The organism is Botrimarina mediterranea (genome assembly GCF_007753265.1).
In the GTDB taxonomy this organism is placed as follows: Bacteria; Planctomycetota; Planctomycetia; order Pirellulales; family Lacipirellulaceae; genus Botrimarina; species Botrimarina mediterranea.
Genome location: NZ_CP036349.1, coordinates 2,914,975 through 2,930,368, shown reverse-complemented (window position 1 = coordinate 2,930,368; position 15,394 = coordinate 2,914,975). Strand labels below are relative to the sequence as shown.

Below are 15,394 nucleotides of genomic sequence, written 5' to 3'. Positions count from 1 at the left end.
CCGGCTCGCATTGATTCGATCTCATGGCCATGGTGAATGAACTGCCGGTACTGCCGCCCGAGGAGCGGGTGCTCTCGACGCTCGAGAGCGACGGGCGCCGGCGTTGGCTTACGCCGCGGCTCGCGGCGGGGCGGTTCTGGTCACGCCGACGCGTCGTCGCCTATGCGTTGATTGCTGTCTACACGCTGCTGCCGTTCATCAAGATCAATGGGCGGCAGGCATTGCAGTTCGATCTGTGGGAAGCCCGCTTCATGGTCTTCGGGCTGGAGTTTCGGCCCACCGACCTCGAACTGCTCGCGGTGTTCGGGCTGATTGTGTTTCTGACGGTCTTCTTCGCCACCGCCATCATGGGACGAGTGTGGTGCGGCTGGGCATGCCCGCAAACGGTCTATATGGAGTTCGTCTTTCGTCCGATCGAACGGCTCTGCCTGGGCACGATGGGCAAGGGTGGCAAACCCCGCCATGCCGTCGCCGGTTGGCGCACCGTGGCGATGTACTTGGTGTTCCTCGTCATCGCGGTTCACCTCGCGAACACGTTCCTTGCCTACTTTATCGGTGTGGATCAACTCAACACCTACATCTGGAACTCGACGCCCCTAGAGCACCCCCGCGCTTTCGCGCTGGTGGCGTTCGTCACGGTGCTGATCCTGTTCGACTTCTGCTACTGGCGCGAGCAGCTGTGCATCATCGGTTGCCCTTACGGACGGTTCCAGTCAGTGCTGCTCGATCGTTCGAGCTTGATTGTTGGCTACGACACGACCCGCGGGGAGCCACGCGGCCATGGCCGCGACCGGAAGGCAAAGGGACTTGGTGACTGCGTTGATTGTCACCAGTGCGTGGAGGTCTGCCCAACCGGCATCGACATCCGCGACGGGTTGCAACTCGAGTGCGTCAACTGCACACAGTGCATCGACGCCTGCGACCATGTGATGGACCGCGTCGGCCTACCCCGAGGACTTATCCGTTACAGCTCGCAATCCGCGCTCGCAGGCAAGCCAACGCCGATTGCCCGTCCGCGGGTGCTCATCTACATGGGTTTGATACTGGCTCTCAGCGTGCTATTCGTCACGTTGTTAGTGAGCCGCAAGGCGTTCGACGTGACGCTGCTCCGCGGCTTGGGGAGCCCGTTCAACATCACGGCAGGTGGCGAGGTCGAGAACATCCTCCGCGCCAAGCTCGTGAACCGAACCGACCAAGAACGAACTTACCGAGTCGAGGCGGTGGCGCCAGAGTCTCTCCACCTGCTCAGCTCCGTCGAGCTGAAGCTCGGGGCTGGAGAATCGGTGACCGAGCCCCTTCATCTGCTGGCGCCCCAAGAAGCGTTTCAAGAGCGCGGCGGCACGGTCAAAGCGACCTTGCGGTTCGTCGATGACGTAGGCGAATCGGTTGAGCAAGTCTACCTGCTCTTCGGCCCCGTAACCGGCGCCATCGAACGCGAGTCATCAACCACACCCTCAAGCCCTGAAAGTGAGTCCGCTGATGCCAAGCCCTGAAGCGAAGCCAATCGCGGCCTGGAGGCACTACCAGTGGCCCGTGATCGTCATCGCGCTGCTCGCGGGTCACGCCTTCATCATCGTTGGCGCGCTAGCGGTCGCGGCGGCAATGATCCCGGCCGCGGTGACGGCGCCCTCAGGGTACGAAGATGCTCTCGGCTGGGACGCTCAGCAAGCGGCAAAGCGGGCGAGTGACTCGCTCGGCTGGAAACTCGACTTCACGCCGTTGGACTTCGCGGAACTCAACGGCGACCGCCGCGTGCAACTCCTGCTACGAGACTCGCAAGGCGCACCGGTCGAGAATGCGGTGGTTGAGTTGTCGATGTACCATCACGCAAAGCCTCAGGATCGCTTCGTGCAACGGATCGAGCCCCAAGCGGTGCTCGGCGTTTACGAAGCCGTCTTGCCGCTACGCCGCGACGGGTTATGGCGGTTGAGCGCCGTCGCGCAGCGCGGCGAGGATCGGCTGCTCGTTGACGAAGACCTCTGGATCGAGGCGCCCAAGCCATGACAGCGATGCTGCTGACGGTCCTGTCGGCGAGCCTGCTTGGGTCGTTGCACTGCGCGGGGATGTGCGGCCCGTTTTGCGCGATCGCCGTGAGCGGCGGTCGCTCGCGCGGCGCCGCGGCGCTGCTGCACACGGCCTACCACGGCGGGCGACTGGTGACGTACATGGTAGTCGGCGCCGCGGCAGGAGCCGCCGGCGCGTTGCTGGATTTGGCTTCGACCCTGGCGGGACTGCAGCCGATCGCTCTGGCGCTCGCAGGCGGCGTGATGGTGCTCTTCGGACTGGCGGAGATCGCTCGACTTCGGAAATGGAAGATTGGCTTGGCGAAATTCGGGCATTGGCGTCCCCCCGCGGCGTGGGTCCGGCTCGTGCAGCGTGGACAGCGCTTCGCCGCTCGGCAAGCCGCCCTGCCCCGCGCGATGGTAATTGGCCTCCTTACCACGCTGCTGCCGTGCGGATGGCTCTATGCCTTTGTCGTGACCGCCGCTGGATCAGGGGGACCAATTCAGGGGGCGTTGGTGATGGCGACCTTCTGGGTCGGCACGCTGCCGGTGTTGCTTTCGCTGGGGGTCGGCGTCCGTCAACTCGCTGGTGTGTTGGGCGAACGACTACCGATCGCCACCGCCGCGGCGCTGGTGGCTGTTGGCTGTGTGACGCTGAGCGGGCGGATGACGCTTTCGGCCGAGAACTTGGCTCAACAAGTCGCTGTCGAATCGTCATCTGGCGCTACGCCCGATCCAAGCGTGCTCCCGCCTTGCTGTCGCGCGGCGTTGGAGGCCAAGAAGTGAACGCTGTTCTAGACGCAACTGATAACGAGACACGTAGCAAATCTGCCAGGCGCGGCTGTCACCATTGTGGTCTACCGGTGCCCGAGGCGCTCTTCATCGCCGACGCCACGGAGCAGTTTTGTTGCAGTGGGTGCCAAGTCGCTTACGAGACCATCCACGGCTGCGGTTTAGCCGACTATTACGCGTTGCGCGAACGCTTCGGTTCCGGGCATGCTTCCACTGGGAGGGTAAACAAACGCTACGCCGCCTACGACTCTCAATCGTTTCTCGATAAGCACACGACCGAAGCGGACTCGGGGCTTCGCCGTATCGAGTTCCGCCTCGAAGGTGTCCACTGTGCGGCGTGCGTGTGGCTAGTCGAGCGACTGCCGCATATCGCGCCGGGCGTTGTCGAGGCGCGGTTGTCGCTCGGAGCGTCGCGGGCCCGGATCACTTGGGACCCGCAAGGCGTCACACTTTCGACGATAGCGACGACGCTCGACCGACTCGGCTACGCGCCACACCCGGCCCGCGACGGGTCGGCCCGCGCTGCGGCGGGCATTGCAGAACGGCGGCGCTTGGTGAACATGGCGATCGCCGGCGCCTTGGCGGGCAATAACATGTTGATCGCCACGGCGCTCTACGCGGGCGTCTTCGACGGCATCGAAGCGCAGTTCGCGACGCTCTTCCGTTGGCTGAGCTTGGCGATCGGCTGGCTGTCGCTCATCTGGCCGGGGCAGACCTTCTTCCGCGGCGCGTGGGCCGCTTGGCGGGCACGGACAGCGAACCTCGACCAGCCAATCGCCCTTGCCCTAGCCATCGGAGCAGTTGCCGGCACGATGAACGTGCTGCTCGATCGCGGCGAAGTCTACTTCGATTCGCTCAGCGCCCTGGTGTTCCTCCTGCTCGTGGGGCGGTTCTTACAAGCACGTCAGCAGCGCTGGGCGCAAGAGTCCGTTGGCCTGATGCTTTCGATGACCCCCGACGAGTGCCACATGGTGCGCGACGGCGTATTGATCGACGAGTCAATCGACACGTTACAATCCGGTGACCTTGTCGAAGTACGAGCGGGCGAGCTCTTTCCCGCCGACGGCGTTGTCACGCAAGGCGAGTCGGCGATCGATCAGTCGCTACTCACCGGTGAGTCGCAGCCGACGCCTGTCGCTATCGGCGACGCGGTCTGCGCGGGCGCACAGAACGTAGCCGCTACGCTGTGTGTGCGAGTCGATACAGTTGGCGCCGCGACGCGGATTGGCAGGCTCGTGTCGCTGGTCGAAGAGGGCCTCGCCGCTAAGCCGCCAATCATCCAGATGGCCGATCGCATCGCGGGGCGGTTCATCGTGGTCGTCGTGACTCTCGCTATCGCCAACCTCGCCTGGTGGTGGAGCACGGTGGGCCTTGAGCCCGGCATCGACGCTACGGTCGCGCTGTTGATCGTTGCGTGCCCCTGCGCCCTGGGCTTGGCGACGCCGCTCACAATGGCCGTAGCGATCGGCAGCGGAGCCAAACGGGGCATGCTCATCAAGAGCGCCGCGGTCCTCGAGAAGCTGGCGAGCGTCGGCCCCAACTGTCCTGGCCGACTCTTCGTCGATAAGACCGGCACGCTCACCAGCGGCAAGATGCGCGTCGAGGCATACCACGGCGATGACCGGCTGCGCGTTTGGATTGCGGCCATCGAATCAGAATCAAACCACCCTATCGCCAGAGCCATCGTGGCGGACCTTCCATCCGTCGGACCCGAGGCACGGCAACAAGTGCGTCAGCGGCAAGAGAAGCACGGCTTCGGCGTAACAGCGCGCACGCCAGTTGGCCAGTTGCTAGTAAGTTCGCCTCGATTCGCGGCTGAGAATGCCGTTGCGATTGCAGAACACCACCACGAGATAGTTCAGCTGGGCCTGGAGCGCGGCATGACCGTGGTGCTCGCCGCCGTGGACGGGCGTTGCGAGGCAGTGTTATGGTTGAAGGATCAATTGCACGCCGACTCGCGCGAGCGCCTCCAGTGGCTCCGTGACGCCGGCTGGCGCACGGCGATCCTGTCGGGTGATGCGTCGGGGCCGGTGCGTTTAGCGGCGGAAGCGGTCGGCGTCGATGGCAACGACGCTCACAGCGAGATGGCGCCTGAGGAGAAGCTGGCTCGCGTCCGTGAGGCGACACTAGCCGGCAACGGCGTTGTCATGATGGTAGGCGATGGCGTGAACGACGCCACTTCGCTAGCGGCCGCCGACATCGGCGTCGCGGTGCACGGCGGCGCCGAGGCGTCGCTCGTTGCGGCCGACGTGTACCTAACCGAGGCTGGCGTTGGCCGCTTGGTGGAGCTGGTGGACCTCAGCCGTCGGACACTCGGCGTGATGCGACGCAACCTCGCCATCTCGCTAACCTACAACACGGTCGCCGTGTCGCTCGCGGCGATCGGTTGGATCACTCCCCTGGCCGCCGCGCTGCTCATGCCCCTCAGCTCGCTATCGGTCTTGGCGTCAGCGGCGAGCTTGGCGAACCGACGCTCTACGAAAAGGGAGTAAGCCATGTCCGTCGTCTTCGTTATGGTGCCGATCGCGCTGGTCCTCGCCGCCGTCGCGGTGACGGCGTTCATCTGGGCGGCGCGTGACGGGCAGTTCGACGACACCGAAACGCCCGCCCACCGGATGCTGTTCGATGATCAGGAAACGAAGAGAGGGCGTTAGCAAGATGCCCTCTCGACGCATTACTCTTCGCGAATGGCGCCGCAGAAGTTGCGGATGAGCAATTGCCCCGCCTCGGTGAGGATCGCCTCGGGGTGGAACTGCACGCCGAAGATCGGGCGGCTGCGGTGTTCGACGGCCATCACCACACCATCGTCGGTCCACGCCGTCGCGCGGAGGCAGTCGGGAAGCGTCTCTGCCTCGGCAATTAGCGAGTGATAACGACAAACCGTCAGCGGTGACGGGGCGCCGGCGAAGAGTTTGCCGCAATCGTGGCGTATCAACGAAGTCCGTCCGTGCAGTGGTTCCGCGGTGCGGACGACACGGCCGCCGAAGGCTTCGACGATTGCTTGGTGACCAAGACAGACGCCAAGGATCGGCAAGGTATCGCTGAATTGGCGCACGAGTTCGACGCAGCATCCTGCGTTAGCCGGCGTTCCGGGACCGGGCGAGAGCACTAAGGCTTCGGGAGACAACGCCGCGACGCCGTCGGCGTCGATCGCGTCGCTCCGGACGACTTGTGTCTCGTACCCGGCGAGCCGGACGTACCGCGCCAGGTTGTGGACGAAGCTGTCGTAATTGTCGAGCACAAGGATCATGGCGCCACCGCGTCCACAAGACCCGCCGCCTTGTGCCAAGTCTCTTCGTACTCCGCCGCGGGGTCCGACTGTACGACGACGCCCCCGCCCACCGGGGCCTGGACCCAACCGCGCGAGCGCGTCAGCGTCCGTATCAACACGCTACTGTCCATCGCCTGTCTGCCGGCCGCGTCGGGGAACCCGATCCATGCAATCGCCCCGCAGTACGCGCCTCGCGCGGTGGGCTCTAGCGTGGCGATGATCTCCTGAGCGCGAACCTTCGGCGCGCCCGTGATCGAACCGCCCGGCAGCGTCGCTTCAAGCAGATCAGCCACGCCACACTCATCCCGCAAGCGACCCGTCACAACCGACACGAGGTGCTGCACATGGGCGTAAGGCTCTAGCCCAAACAGCGTTGGTACGGCGACCGAGTCATCCTTGCAGACCCGTGAGAGATCGTTCCGCAACAGATCAACGATCATCACGTTCTCCGCACGGTCCTTCTCGCTGGCAAGCAACTCGGCGCCGGCCGCGACGCCGAGCGGGCGAGTCCCTTTGATCGGCCGTGTCTCAACACAGCGACCGGCCACTTGCAAGAACCGCTCGGGCGAAGCGCTGGCGACCTGCCAAGGGCCACCATCGACGTAACCGCCAAAGGGCGCCGGATTGCGTTCACGCAGCCGCAGGTACATCTCGACAGGGTCGCCAGGGTCGGGCAGCAGCAGCCTTTGCGAAAGATTGACCTGAAAGGCGTCACCGGCCCGAAGATGCTCAAGGACACGATCCACCGCGGCGAGATAACCGCCACGTGAAAAGTTGCTTGCCACGCCTACGCCGTAGGGTGTGGCGAACGACGGCGCAAGGTCTTCCTGCGAGACCGGCTGGCAGTGCTCGAACGCTTGCGGCGGCGAACCCTTCGCCAAGCCGTCGAGGACCTGCTGCATTCGCCATTCCGCGCGACGTTGGCGATCGTCGCCACAGGCCGGGAGTCCCGTCGATATCGCCCACGCACGACCCTCCGCATGATCGAAGGCGACCACGAAGTCATAGAAGCCCATTGCCAGCGCCGGGTGCTGAAACTCGTCCCAACGAGGGCGTGGCAAACGCTCGAGGCTTCGGCCTACCTCATAGCCGACAACACCGGCGGCGCCCCCCTGCCAGGGCGGTAAGCCTTCGACGGTCGCGGAGCGGTAGCGATTCAGGCGATCGAATAGCGAGTCGATTGCGGCGCGGCCATCGGACGGGATCGTGAGCCAATCGAACGGGTCGGCCGTAACGTAAGAGTAACGCCCGAGAACAGGCATCCGCATCGCGCTGTCGAAGAAGACGGCGTGGGGCAAGCCGGCGAGCGCGACAAACGCGTCCTCCGGGCGCAACGAACGGTCGAGTTCGACCACCAGCGGCGTCATCGCGTCCGATGGGGCGAGCGTATCGGCGGTCGGCATATCGCAGGAAGGCGGCAAGCGTTGTCGGAATCGCGGGGCCGCGCTACGATGGACGCACAGCCAATCCCACTACGGTAGTAGCCCGAGGCGAAACGGAACATGCCCCCAGAGAACGCCGAGTCCGAGACCCAAGAGCCGGCCAAACGGCGCCGCCGTGTGATCTTCCCTTGGGTCTGGCTCGGCTTGCTGGCGGCGTTGCGGCTAGCGATCGAGTTCGCCGGCTTCACGGTCGATATCCGCGTCGGCGCCAACATCATCGGCCCGCTGCTGGCGGTGCTGGGGCTCGCCCTTTGGTACGCCATCCGCGGCCGCGGGCCGGTCTGGTTGCGGCTCGCCATCGGCGTCGCGCCGTTTGCTGCGCTGGCCATCTTCAACTCGCTCTACGCGATGCAGTTTAACGGCGCCGGCGAGATCGTCGGCCTGATGCGCCGCGGCGACGTTAAAGCGGACGAACTCCTCGCCGGCGTCGATGTGGTGAGTGAAGAGGATGGCGTCACGGATTGGGGCCCGGGCGAATACAACTACCCCCGGTTTCTTGGCGAGGGCGCCTGGGCGGAAGCGGTCGGGCCTCCGATCGCGGTGGACTGGGAAACCAACCCGCCGCAAGAGCTCTGGCGTCGCGAGGTTGGCGCGGGCTGGTCGGCGTTCGCCGTCTATGGCAAGTACGCGATCACTCAAGAGCAGCGCGGTGAAGACGAGCTCGTCGTCTGCTACCGCGTCGAGACGGGCGAGCCCGTTTGGTCGCACGCCGACAAGGCCCGCTTCGATCCCACCGATTTCCAAGGAAACATGGGCCGTCAGGGGCCGCGCGCGACGCCGACGATCGTCGGCGACCGCGTCTACACCCAGGGCGCGCAAGGGATGGTGAAGTGCCTCGACGCACGCACGGGCCAGCCGATCTGGGATGTCGACACGATCGCCGAGTACAAGGCCGAACTGATTGTCTGGGGCAAAAGCGGCTCGCCCCTGTTCGTGCCGGCGAGCAACGACGGCGTCGAGCGTGACCTCGTGGTCGTCAACGTCGGAGCGCCTGCGGAAGCGACCGAAGGCTTCGACGCGTCGCTCGTCGCCTTCGACGCCGAGACCGGCGAAGAAGTTTGGAGCAACGGATCGCGGCAGACCTCGTATGCTTCGCCCGAACTGGTCACGCTGCACGGCGAGCGTGTGATACTGCAGACGGTCGATGACTACTTGATGGCCCATCGCGTCGCCGACGGGTCGGTGCTGTTCGAGCACCCGTGGTACGGCAGCAGTGATAACATGCCGACTTGTAGCCAACCGATCGAGCTTCCGGGCGATCAAATCTTACTGACAAAGGGATACAGCCACGGCTCCTCTCTACTCCAAGTAATCCGTGACGGAGACGCTTGGTCCGCTGAGAACGTTTGGACGCCGCCAATCCAACGCGTGCTGCAAACCAAGTTCAGCAACACCGTCGTCCGCGGCGACTACGCCTATGCGATGGACGGCGATGACTTGCAGTGCATCGAAATCGCCACCGGCAAGAAGCAGTGGTCGAGCCGCCGGCGTCCGAAGCTAGGCTTCGGCCAAGTCTTGCTCGTGGGCGACTACATCCTGGTGATGACCGAAGAGATCGGCGAGGTCGTGCTGGTCGATGCGTCGCCAGAGCGTTACCGAGAAGTGGCGTCGCTAAAGGTGCTGGCCGAGAAGGAGACCTGCTGGAACAACCCGGTCATTGTTGGTGACGTGCTGTTGGTGCGTAACGCGGTGGAGGCGGCGGCGTATCGCTTGCCGTTGGCGACGGATTGAAGAGAGAGTCAATAATGCGCTCCGGGCGCTGACGCTTACGGCTCTCCGTTCTCGATCGATGGCGAGCCGTAAGCGTCAGCGCCCGGAGCTCATCGTGGGGCGTGCTCTAACAACCAGTCTTCGAGCACGATCTGTTCGATCATCGGCGCGCGGAGCAAGAAGCCGCTCTTCGGCAGCAGCGGCGCCATCCACGCCGATCCCGCCATCCGTTGTATCGTGCGTTTGCTGACAGCGCTAAGCGACCATTGGAGGGTCTGCTTGACGACGTTCTCGGCGAGGCGATGAAAGGTCGCAGGGATGACGTTCGGCGCGGGGCCGACGTGTAGTACGGTCCGGGTGTCGCTCGCCAAGGTGGCGTGAACGACGTCCCACAGCCGCTGGGGCGAATCGATCCAGCGCCGCAAAACCCCCCGCCCGCTATCCCCCTCGTACTCGCGCTGGCCGGTGACGAGCGACCAGATCGGCGGGCGCGGCGTCTCGCTGAGCCGGGGCACGCCGCGGATCATCAGCGTCGCCCGGTCGGGGATATGCAACTCGCTCACGAGCGGCGTATGCAGCGGCGGCCAGGCGCCGTCGTTGGGGCGGATCAGCACAGGCGGTCCATCCCACGCTTCGCATCGTTTGCGGACGCGTTCCAGCGTATCGGTCTCGCCGATGATGAGCATCGTGTTGGGGGCGAGGATCGCCGAGATCGCGACGGCGCCACTGCCTTCGGCCGTGACTTCCTCGCAGACGCGTTGCAACGCCGCCTCGCTCAGCGCCGTCTTGCGTGAGAAGACGACGCCCATCGTCACCTTCGACGCCAATGCCGCGCAGTCCTCGGCGAGCGACAAAGGGATGCGCATCACCGCTTCAAGCGGGTACAGGCCCGCGGCGGCGACGGCGGTGAGCTCGCCCAGGCTGTACCCAAACGCCCGGCCCGCCTTGTGCGGGTCAATGCCGTGTACGTCGCGTAGCAGGTCGAGCTGCGCCAGCTCGGCCGCGAAGACCAGGGCGATCGCCTCCGAATAGGCGTCGAGGCCCGCCTCGCGCTCGTCGGCGACGCGGGCGATGAGATCGACCTGGCGGCCGGTGACCACGCCACAGAGTTCGCCCGCTTCTGCGAGGCGCCGCTCGACGACGTCATGGTAGGCGGGCACGGCAAGCAGTTCGCCGGTGCGGCCCAGGTTCGTCTGGTTGTACCCGCGCAGCGCGAGAGCGGTGAACGGCAGGCGGTTAGCGAGAGAAGCAGGCATCGCAGCGCCTCGGCAGACGCACGGTGGGGACGGTTCATTGTACGTCACCGATGGACGCCCGGTTCGTCGCCGGCGCCGTCGCTACAGCCGGCGCTTCCGGACCCGAGGGAGACTAGCAGCAATCCGCAACCGATCCTCGTCATCGGGCCGCTATCCCGATTGCGCACTAGAGTTGATTCGCCGTTGCTTCTCTCCGCGCCCCACCTAAGCCGACTCTGTCGCCGAGACCGACATGCTCACTGTCAAGGACATCATGACTCGTGAGATCGTCACGATCTCGCCCGAGTCGTCGATCCGTGAAGCGACCGATAAGCTGCTGGAGAATAGCGTCAGCGGGCTCCCGGTAGTCGATGCGGCTGGGAATCTTGTCGGCATCGTCACCGAGTTTGCGCTGCTGGCGATGGCGTACGACAACAACGTCTCGGATGATTTCGTCGCCGAGCACATGACGACTGACGTCCTATCCATCAACGTCAGCGACCCGATCAATAAAGTCGCCGACGCCTTTATCTTGCACCGCGTCAGGCGACTCCCGGTGATGGAAGATGGCCGGCTCGTGGGGCTTGTTGCCAGACGCGACGTTCTGCGGGCGCTCCACTACGCCGAGGCGCCGTACGCGGCGTGCTAGTCGGCGGCGCCGCGACAATCCGCATAATCCAACGCCCAAGGCGTCGGTCTCACGCTCGAGACCGGCGCCTTGATCCTTGCGCGGGGCGGTTTTCAGTCGCTGTAGTTGACGGCAAACCCTGGCGACGTACATACCGCTAGGCGTTCTGCGCCCACAATCCGTCCGCGATAACTCACCAGCATGGCCGACAAGCATCAAGCGACGATTCTCCTCATCGAGGAAGACGCGACGCTGCGCGAGATCACCCAGTTCCGACTGGAGCTGTTGGGGCACGCCGTCGCCGCAGTGGCGTCGGGCGCCGAGGGGATCACTTGGCTCGCTCAGATGCTCCCGGACGCAATCGTCATTGGTCACTTCCTGCCCGACATGGACGGCATGGACCTCGTGGACCGGCTTAGCAACGACCTCCGCACTTCGGGCGTCCCCGTGATGCTGCTCTCACCCCACGCCGAACTGACGGACGTGCAGAAAGCGTTTAACGCCGGCGCGGACGACTACTTGGTGACGCCGTACGACCCGCTGATGCTCGAGCGCAAACTCAAACGATTGCTCACCACGGTCGAAGCCTAAGGCCCCTTCGTTATAAACTCGCGGCGTAATCTCTCATGGCAAGGCTCGGCGACATCCTGGTGCGGCGTGGTTTTATCACGCAAGCGCAGCTCGACGCGGCCCTCGCTGCGCAGGGGTCGGAGCGCGGCGTGCTTGGGCAGATCCTGCTGCGCCGCAACCTGATCTCGATCCAGCAGCTGGGCGACGCGCTATCGGAACAGTACGGCGTCCCCTACATGGACATCGTGCCGCAAGCGGTGAACCCACAGATCGCACGACTCGTGCCCGAGGACCTTGCCCGGCAGCGGAGCTGTGTCCCGGTCGGCGTTGGCAAAGGGTCGTTGCAGCTGGCGATGGTGGCGCCGGACGACATCGACACGATCAGCGAAACGGAATTAATCACCGGGTACCACGTGCAGCCACTGGTGGCGCTCGAGCACGCAATCCAGGCGGCGCTCGATCGCGGCTTCGACGACCGGCTCACCGCTCGGCAAACTATCGTCGACATGAAACTCGCCGACCTCGCCGCCGCCGAGGAGAGCGTTGATGAAGACCTCGAAGCCACGGTCGTCGCTGATGAAGAGCAGGCGCCGGTGGTGCGGCTGGTGACGTCAATCCTCACCGGCGCCATCAACGCGGGTTGCAGCGACATCCACCTCGAACCGCACGTCCCGGAGATGCGGGTGCGGTACCGCGTCGACGGCGAGCTGCAGCCGGTGATGACGATCCCCAACCACACCGAAGAGGCGGTCGTCGCGCGTATCAAGGTCATGGCCGATATGGACACGACCGAGAACCGCCGCCCGCAGGACGGCCGGTTGACGATCGTCGAGGGCGGCAGCCGCGTCAACTTCCGCGTCAGCACCATCCCCACGGTTGGCGGCGAGAAGGTTGTGATGCGTCTCTTGGACGAGGGGAGCAAGAACTTCGACCTGACGAGCCTCGGTCTCGGCGAGCGCGACCTCAAGAAGGTTCAGGAGCTGATCGACAAACCACACGGCATGATCGTCGTCACCGGGCCGACGGGCTCGGGCAAGAGCACGACGATGTACTCGGTGCTAGCGAAGCTCAACGCCGTCTGCCGCAACATCGTGACGGTCGAAGACCCGGTCGAGTACCGGTTGACGGGCGTCAATCAGGTCGCCAGCGATAACGAGCACGGCCTCGGGTTCGCCAATGCGCTGAAGTACATCATGCGGCAGGACCCCGACGTCATCATGGTCGGCGAGATCCGCGACCATGAGACGGCCACCACCGCGGTGCAAGCCGCGTTGACTGGGCATTTGCTGCTCAGCACACTGCACACCAACGACGCCATCGGCGCCGTCCAGCGCCTGAACGACCTTGGAGTCGACAACTTCAAGATCGCCGGCGCTCTGCTAGGGTCGGTGGCGCAGCGCCTGTTGCGATCGATCTGCCCCGAGTGCAAGGAACTGACGCAGCCCAACGAGCAACTCTGGACCAAGCTGATGGGGACCCAGGTCCCGCCACGAAACGCCAAGTTCTATCGCGGCCGCGGCTGCCGGAAATGTCTCGGCACGGGCTACTCAGGCCGGCTGCCGATCTACGAGATCATGGTGATGACGCCCGAGTTGGGCGACGCGGTCGAGCGTGGCGCGCCGGCGTCGAAACTGCGCGAGATCGCTCACAAGCAGGGCCTCGTCTCCCTCGCCGACGCCGGCATCGAGCAGGTCTTCGCCGGCCGTACAACGCTCGAAGAGGTTTACTACAAGCTCTCGAGCTGATTGAGATACGCGATGAGAACCACCGCCAAGAAGTCGCTCGCCCCGACGCTGTTAGGCGAATCGCTGCGCCCGAAAGCCGGCAAGGCCGCGGCTTGGACGCTCAACGCGCGCCATGCGAATCGACTCACTCCCAAGGATGTCACCGTCATCTTGCGGAACTTGGCGACGCTGACCAGCAATGGCGTCTCGCTTCCCAAGGCGATCGGCGCCCTTGCCGAAGAGAAGTCGCTAGAGAAACGGCGCGATACGCTCAAGCAACTCCGCAACCGCGTCGAGTCGGGCGACTCCTTCAGCCACGCACTGGGTCAGCTCGATGGCGCCTTCGACCGCGTCACGGTCAGTCAGATCCGTGTCGGCGAGCGTGCCGGCACGCTTCCGGACACGCTGCTGCAGGTCGCCGAGCAGCGTGAGAAGGCCGGCAAGATCAAAGAGAACGTCGTCAAGAAGCTCGCCTACCCGATCGTGCTGGCGACGGTTGGCGCCGCGGTGGTGACATTCCTGCTCTGCTACGTGGTCCCCGTCTTCGAGAAGACTTATGCCTCCGCCAACGTCCCCTTGCCGGCGATCACGCAGGTCATGATCGCCGTGGGGAGCGTCGCCCAGTCCTACTGGTGGATTGCCCTGCTCACCATGGTTGGGACGCCGGTGGTGCTCCATCGGCTGCGTCAGAACGACGCATTGGCGAAGCGCATCGATACTTTCTTGCTCCGTCTCCCCTTGATCGGACCGATGCTCCGCGACATGGCGTTGCTGCAACTCATGGAAGTCCTCGGCAGCCTAATGGAGGCGGGCTTCACCCTCGCCGAATCCCTTGAGGAAGCCGGCGATTCGGTCCGCAACCGCGCTATGAAGGACGGCGTCGCCGCGTTGCGCCGCGCCGTGCAGCAAGGCGAAAGGTTCAGCCGTGAGGTCGAACGCCACGCCGAGTTGTTCCCGCCGATGGTCAGCCAACTGGTGATCGTCGGCGAGCAAACCGGTCGCTTAACCAAATCGACGCGGGAGATCCGCAACCTGCTAGAAGACGAAATCGCACGGAAGACCGATCTAGCGATTGGCGTCATCGAGCCGACGCTGACCATCTCGATGGCGGCGGCGGTGGCGGTGATCCTGCTGGCGATCTACCTCCCGATGTTCGACATGATCAATACGGTAGGGGCGTGATCGTGACCGAGCAACGCCTGCTCTATCGCCGACGAGTGACGCGGCGCGCCTTCTCGTTGACCGAACTGATGGCCGTCGTCGCGATCCTAGGGCTGCTCGCCGCGATGGCGCTGCCGCGCACCGAGTCCGCCGCTGTCCGTGGCAACCGTGCGGCGTGTCAGGTCAACCGGGCCGAGATCGAGTTGCAATCGATGCTCTGGCGTCGGGTCCACGGAGAATGGCCGTCGGCAGGACTGCCCGACGTCGGCGCCGACGGCGGTTACTTCCCCACCGGCCTGCCGACCTGCCCGGTCGATGGATCAACCTACACAATCGATACATCCGGGGACGTGGTCGGGCACACCCACTGAGACGGCGGACGCCCTTCTGCAAAAAACTACGGCTATCAGTTTGCGGCGCGAAAGGTGACCTACGCTTTTGCATCTGAGTGCCAGCTGACCACCTGCCCGCATAAAACGCCGATATCGGCTCACCAGTTTCCCGGTATGAAGGTTGACGATCCGATCATGAACCGCCCCCGTCATCGTCGCCATGCGTTCTCGTTGATGGAACTGCTGGCTGTTGTCACGATCCTCGGCATCATCGCCGCGATTGTCGTCCCGCGCGTGACGACATCGAGCGACACCGCCAAGGCCAAGGTGAACCTTCACAACAAGGGCACCATCAACGCCGCCATCGAGCGCTACTACATCGAGAGCGGCTCGTGGCCTTCGGCGAACCTGACGGAGCTGGACGTGCCCGCCTACTTCCCGGACGGCATCCCGGTGAACCCGATCGACAACTCCGCCTACACGATGAACACAACGACGCACCGCCTTGACTGAGGCCGTGCGCGTT

Annotated in this window: 15 protein-coding genes; 12 read left to right on the top strand and 3 right to left on the bottom strand. The window is 64.6% G+C overall.

Annotation, left to right across the window (positions count from 1 at the left end; all coding sequences use genetic code 11):
* Positions 1-23 precede the first annotated feature (23 nt).
* Genes ccoG through ccoS form a run of 5 tightly spaced genes read left to right on the top strand, consistent with a single transcriptional unit; the run spans position 24 to position 5,449 of the window.
* A complete protein-coding gene (ccoG, locus tag Spa11_RS11415; protein WP_145112293.1) occupies positions 24-1,493 on the top strand; it encodes a cytochrome c oxidase accessory protein CcoG in 1,470 nt (489 codons plus the stop codon).
* Positions 1,480-2,004: a FixH family protein gene (locus Spa11_RS11410; protein ID WP_145112291.1), complete on the top strand. Its 525-nt coding sequence runs from the start codon at positions 1,480-1,482 to the stop codon at positions 2,002-2,004. The genes ccoG and Spa11_RS11410 overlap by 14 nt, the downstream gene beginning before the upstream one ends.
* Entirely contained in the window at positions 2,001-2,789 is a 789-nt protein-coding gene (locus Spa11_RS11405; RefSeq protein WP_145112289.1) for a sulfite exporter TauE/SafE family protein, read from the top strand. Before Spa11_RS11410 ends, Spa11_RS11405 begins: the two co-directional genes overlap by 4 nt.
* Positions 2,786-5,287, top strand: coding sequence for a heavy metal translocating P-type ATPase (locus tag Spa11_RS11400; protein ID WP_261342291.1), 2,502 nt, complete (start codon positions 2,786-2,788; stop codon positions 5,285-5,287). The genes Spa11_RS11405 and Spa11_RS11400 overlap by 4 nt, the downstream gene beginning before the upstream one ends.
* Positions 5,288-5,290: 3 nt before the next feature.
* Positions 5,291-5,449 (top strand): cbb3-type cytochrome oxidase assembly protein CcoS, encoded by a 159-nt coding sequence (ccoS, locus tag Spa11_RS11395; RefSeq protein ID WP_145112284.1) that lies wholly within the window; start codon positions 5,291-5,293, stop codon positions 5,447-5,449.
* A gap of 20 nt (positions 5,450-5,469) precedes the next feature.
* Here ccoS and Spa11_RS11390 read toward each other — a convergent pair whose 3' ends face one another.
* Complete coding sequence (locus Spa11_RS11390; protein ID WP_145112282.1) at positions 5,470-6,045, bottom strand: anthranilate synthase component II; 576 nt, start codon at positions 6,043-6,045, stop codon at positions 5,470-5,472.
* On the bottom strand, positions 6,042-7,469 hold the full coding sequence (locus Spa11_RS11385; RefSeq protein WP_231933245.1) for an anthranilate synthase component I family protein: 1,428 nt from the start codon (positions 7,467-7,469) through the stop codon (positions 6,042-6,044). Before Spa11_RS11385 ends, Spa11_RS11390 begins: the two co-directional genes overlap by 4 nt.
* A 99-nt stretch (positions 7,470-7,568) precedes the next feature.
* On the opposite strand from Spa11_RS11385, the gene Spa11_RS11380 reads away from it, so the two are divergent.
* The gene (locus Spa11_RS11380) at positions 7,569-9,239 is read left to right on the top strand and encodes an outer membrane protein assembly factor BamB family protein (RefSeq protein WP_145112280.1); all 1,671 of its coding nucleotides are present in this window, start codon (positions 7,569-7,571) and stop codon (positions 9,237-9,239) included.
* 89 nt (positions 9,240-9,328) lie between these two features.
* Here the strand turns inward: Spa11_RS11380 and Spa11_RS11375 are convergent, their stop codons facing one another.
* Entirely contained in the window at positions 9,329-10,474 is a 1,146-nt protein-coding gene (locus Spa11_RS11375; RefSeq protein ID WP_145112278.1) for an ACP S-malonyltransferase, read from the bottom strand.
* A gap of 232 nt (positions 10,475-10,706) precedes the next feature.
* Between Spa11_RS11375 and Spa11_RS11370 the strand changes: the two genes are divergently transcribed.
* The 6 genes from Spa11_RS11370 to Spa11_RS11345 all read left to right on the top strand — a co-directional run bounded on the left by Spa11_RS11370 (position 10,707) and on the right by Spa11_RS11345 (position 15,381).
* Complete coding sequence (locus tag Spa11_RS11370; protein ID WP_145112276.1) at positions 10,707-11,102, top strand: CBS domain-containing protein; 396 nt, start codon at positions 10,707-10,709, stop codon at positions 11,100-11,102.
* Positions 11,103-11,282: 180 nt separating this feature from the next.
* Positions 11,283-11,672, top strand: a complete 390-nt coding sequence (locus Spa11_RS11365) for a response regulator transcription factor (protein WP_145112273.1) — start codon at positions 11,283-11,285, stop codon at positions 11,670-11,672.
* 35 nt (positions 11,673-11,707) lie between these two features.
* The gene (locus Spa11_RS11360; RefSeq protein ID WP_145112271.1) at positions 11,708-13,396 is read left to right on the top strand and encodes a GspE/PulE family protein; all 1,689 of its coding nucleotides are present in this window, start codon (positions 11,708-11,710) and stop codon (positions 13,394-13,396) included.
* 12 nt (positions 13,397-13,408) lie between these two features.
* On the top strand, positions 13,409-14,557 hold the full coding sequence (locus tag Spa11_RS11355; protein ID WP_145112269.1) for a type II secretion system F family protein: 1,149 nt from the start codon (positions 13,409-13,411) through the stop codon (positions 14,555-14,557).
* Between the two features lie 2 nt (positions 14,558-14,559).
* The gene (locus Spa11_RS11350; RefSeq protein WP_197529930.1) at positions 14,560-14,907 is read left to right on the top strand and encodes a type II secretion system protein; all 348 of its coding nucleotides are present in this window, start codon (positions 14,560-14,562) and stop codon (positions 14,905-14,907) included.
* A gap of 156 nt (positions 14,908-15,063) precedes the next feature.
* Entirely contained in the window at positions 15,064-15,381 is a 318-nt protein-coding gene (locus Spa11_RS11345) for a type II secretion system protein (RefSeq protein WP_197529929.1), read from the top strand.
* The last annotated feature ends 13 nt before the right edge of the window (positions 15,382-15,394 follow it).

Bases quoted from the DNA above. Each gene is read 5' to 3' on its own strand.
- ccoG (WP_145112293.1), top strand. From the start codon at position 24: ATGGCCATGGTGAATGAACTGCCGGTACTGCCGCCCGAGGAGCGGGTG.
- Spa11_RS11410 (WP_145112291.1), top strand. From the start codon at position 1,480: ATGCCAAGCCCTGAAGCGAAGCCAATCGCGGCCTGGAGGCACTACCAG.
- Spa11_RS11405 (WP_145112289.1), top strand. From the start codon at position 2,001: ATGACAGCGATGCTGCTGACGGTCCTGTCGGCGAGCCTGCTTGGGTCG.
- ccoS (WP_145112284.1), top strand. From the start codon at position 5,291: ATGTCCGTCGTCTTCGTTATGGTGCCGATCGCGCTGGTCCTCGCCGCC.
- Spa11_RS11390 (WP_145112282.1), bottom strand. From the start codon at position 6,045: ATGATCCTTGTGCTCGACAATTACGACAGCTTCGTCCACAACCTGGCG.
- Spa11_RS11385 (WP_231933245.1), bottom strand. From the start codon at position 7,469: ATGCCGACCGCCGATACGCTCGCCCCATCGGACGCGATGACGCCGCTG.
- Spa11_RS11380 (WP_145112280.1), top strand. From the start codon at position 7,569: ATGCCCCCAGAGAACGCCGAGTCCGAGACCCAAGAGCCGGCCAAACGG.
- Spa11_RS11375 (WP_145112278.1), bottom strand. From the start codon at position 10,474: ATGCCTGCTTCTCTCGCTAACCGCCTGCCGTTCACCGCTCTCGCGCTG.
- Spa11_RS11370 (WP_145112276.1), top strand. From the start codon at position 10,707: ATGCTCACTGTCAAGGACATCATGACTCGTGAGATCGTCACGATCTCG.
- Spa11_RS11365 (WP_145112273.1), top strand. From the start codon at position 11,283: ATGGCCGACAAGCATCAAGCGACGATTCTCCTCATCGAGGAAGACGCG.
- Spa11_RS11360 (WP_145112271.1), top strand. From the start codon at position 11,708: ATGGCAAGGCTCGGCGACATCCTGGTGCGGCGTGGTTTTATCACGCAA.
- Spa11_RS11355 (WP_145112269.1), top strand. From the start codon at position 13,409: ATGAGAACCACCGCCAAGAAGTCGCTCGCCCCGACGCTGTTAGGCGAA.
- Spa11_RS11345 (WP_197529929.1), top strand. From the start codon at position 15,064: ATGAACCGCCCCCGTCATCGTCGCCATGCGTTCTCGTTGATGGAACTG.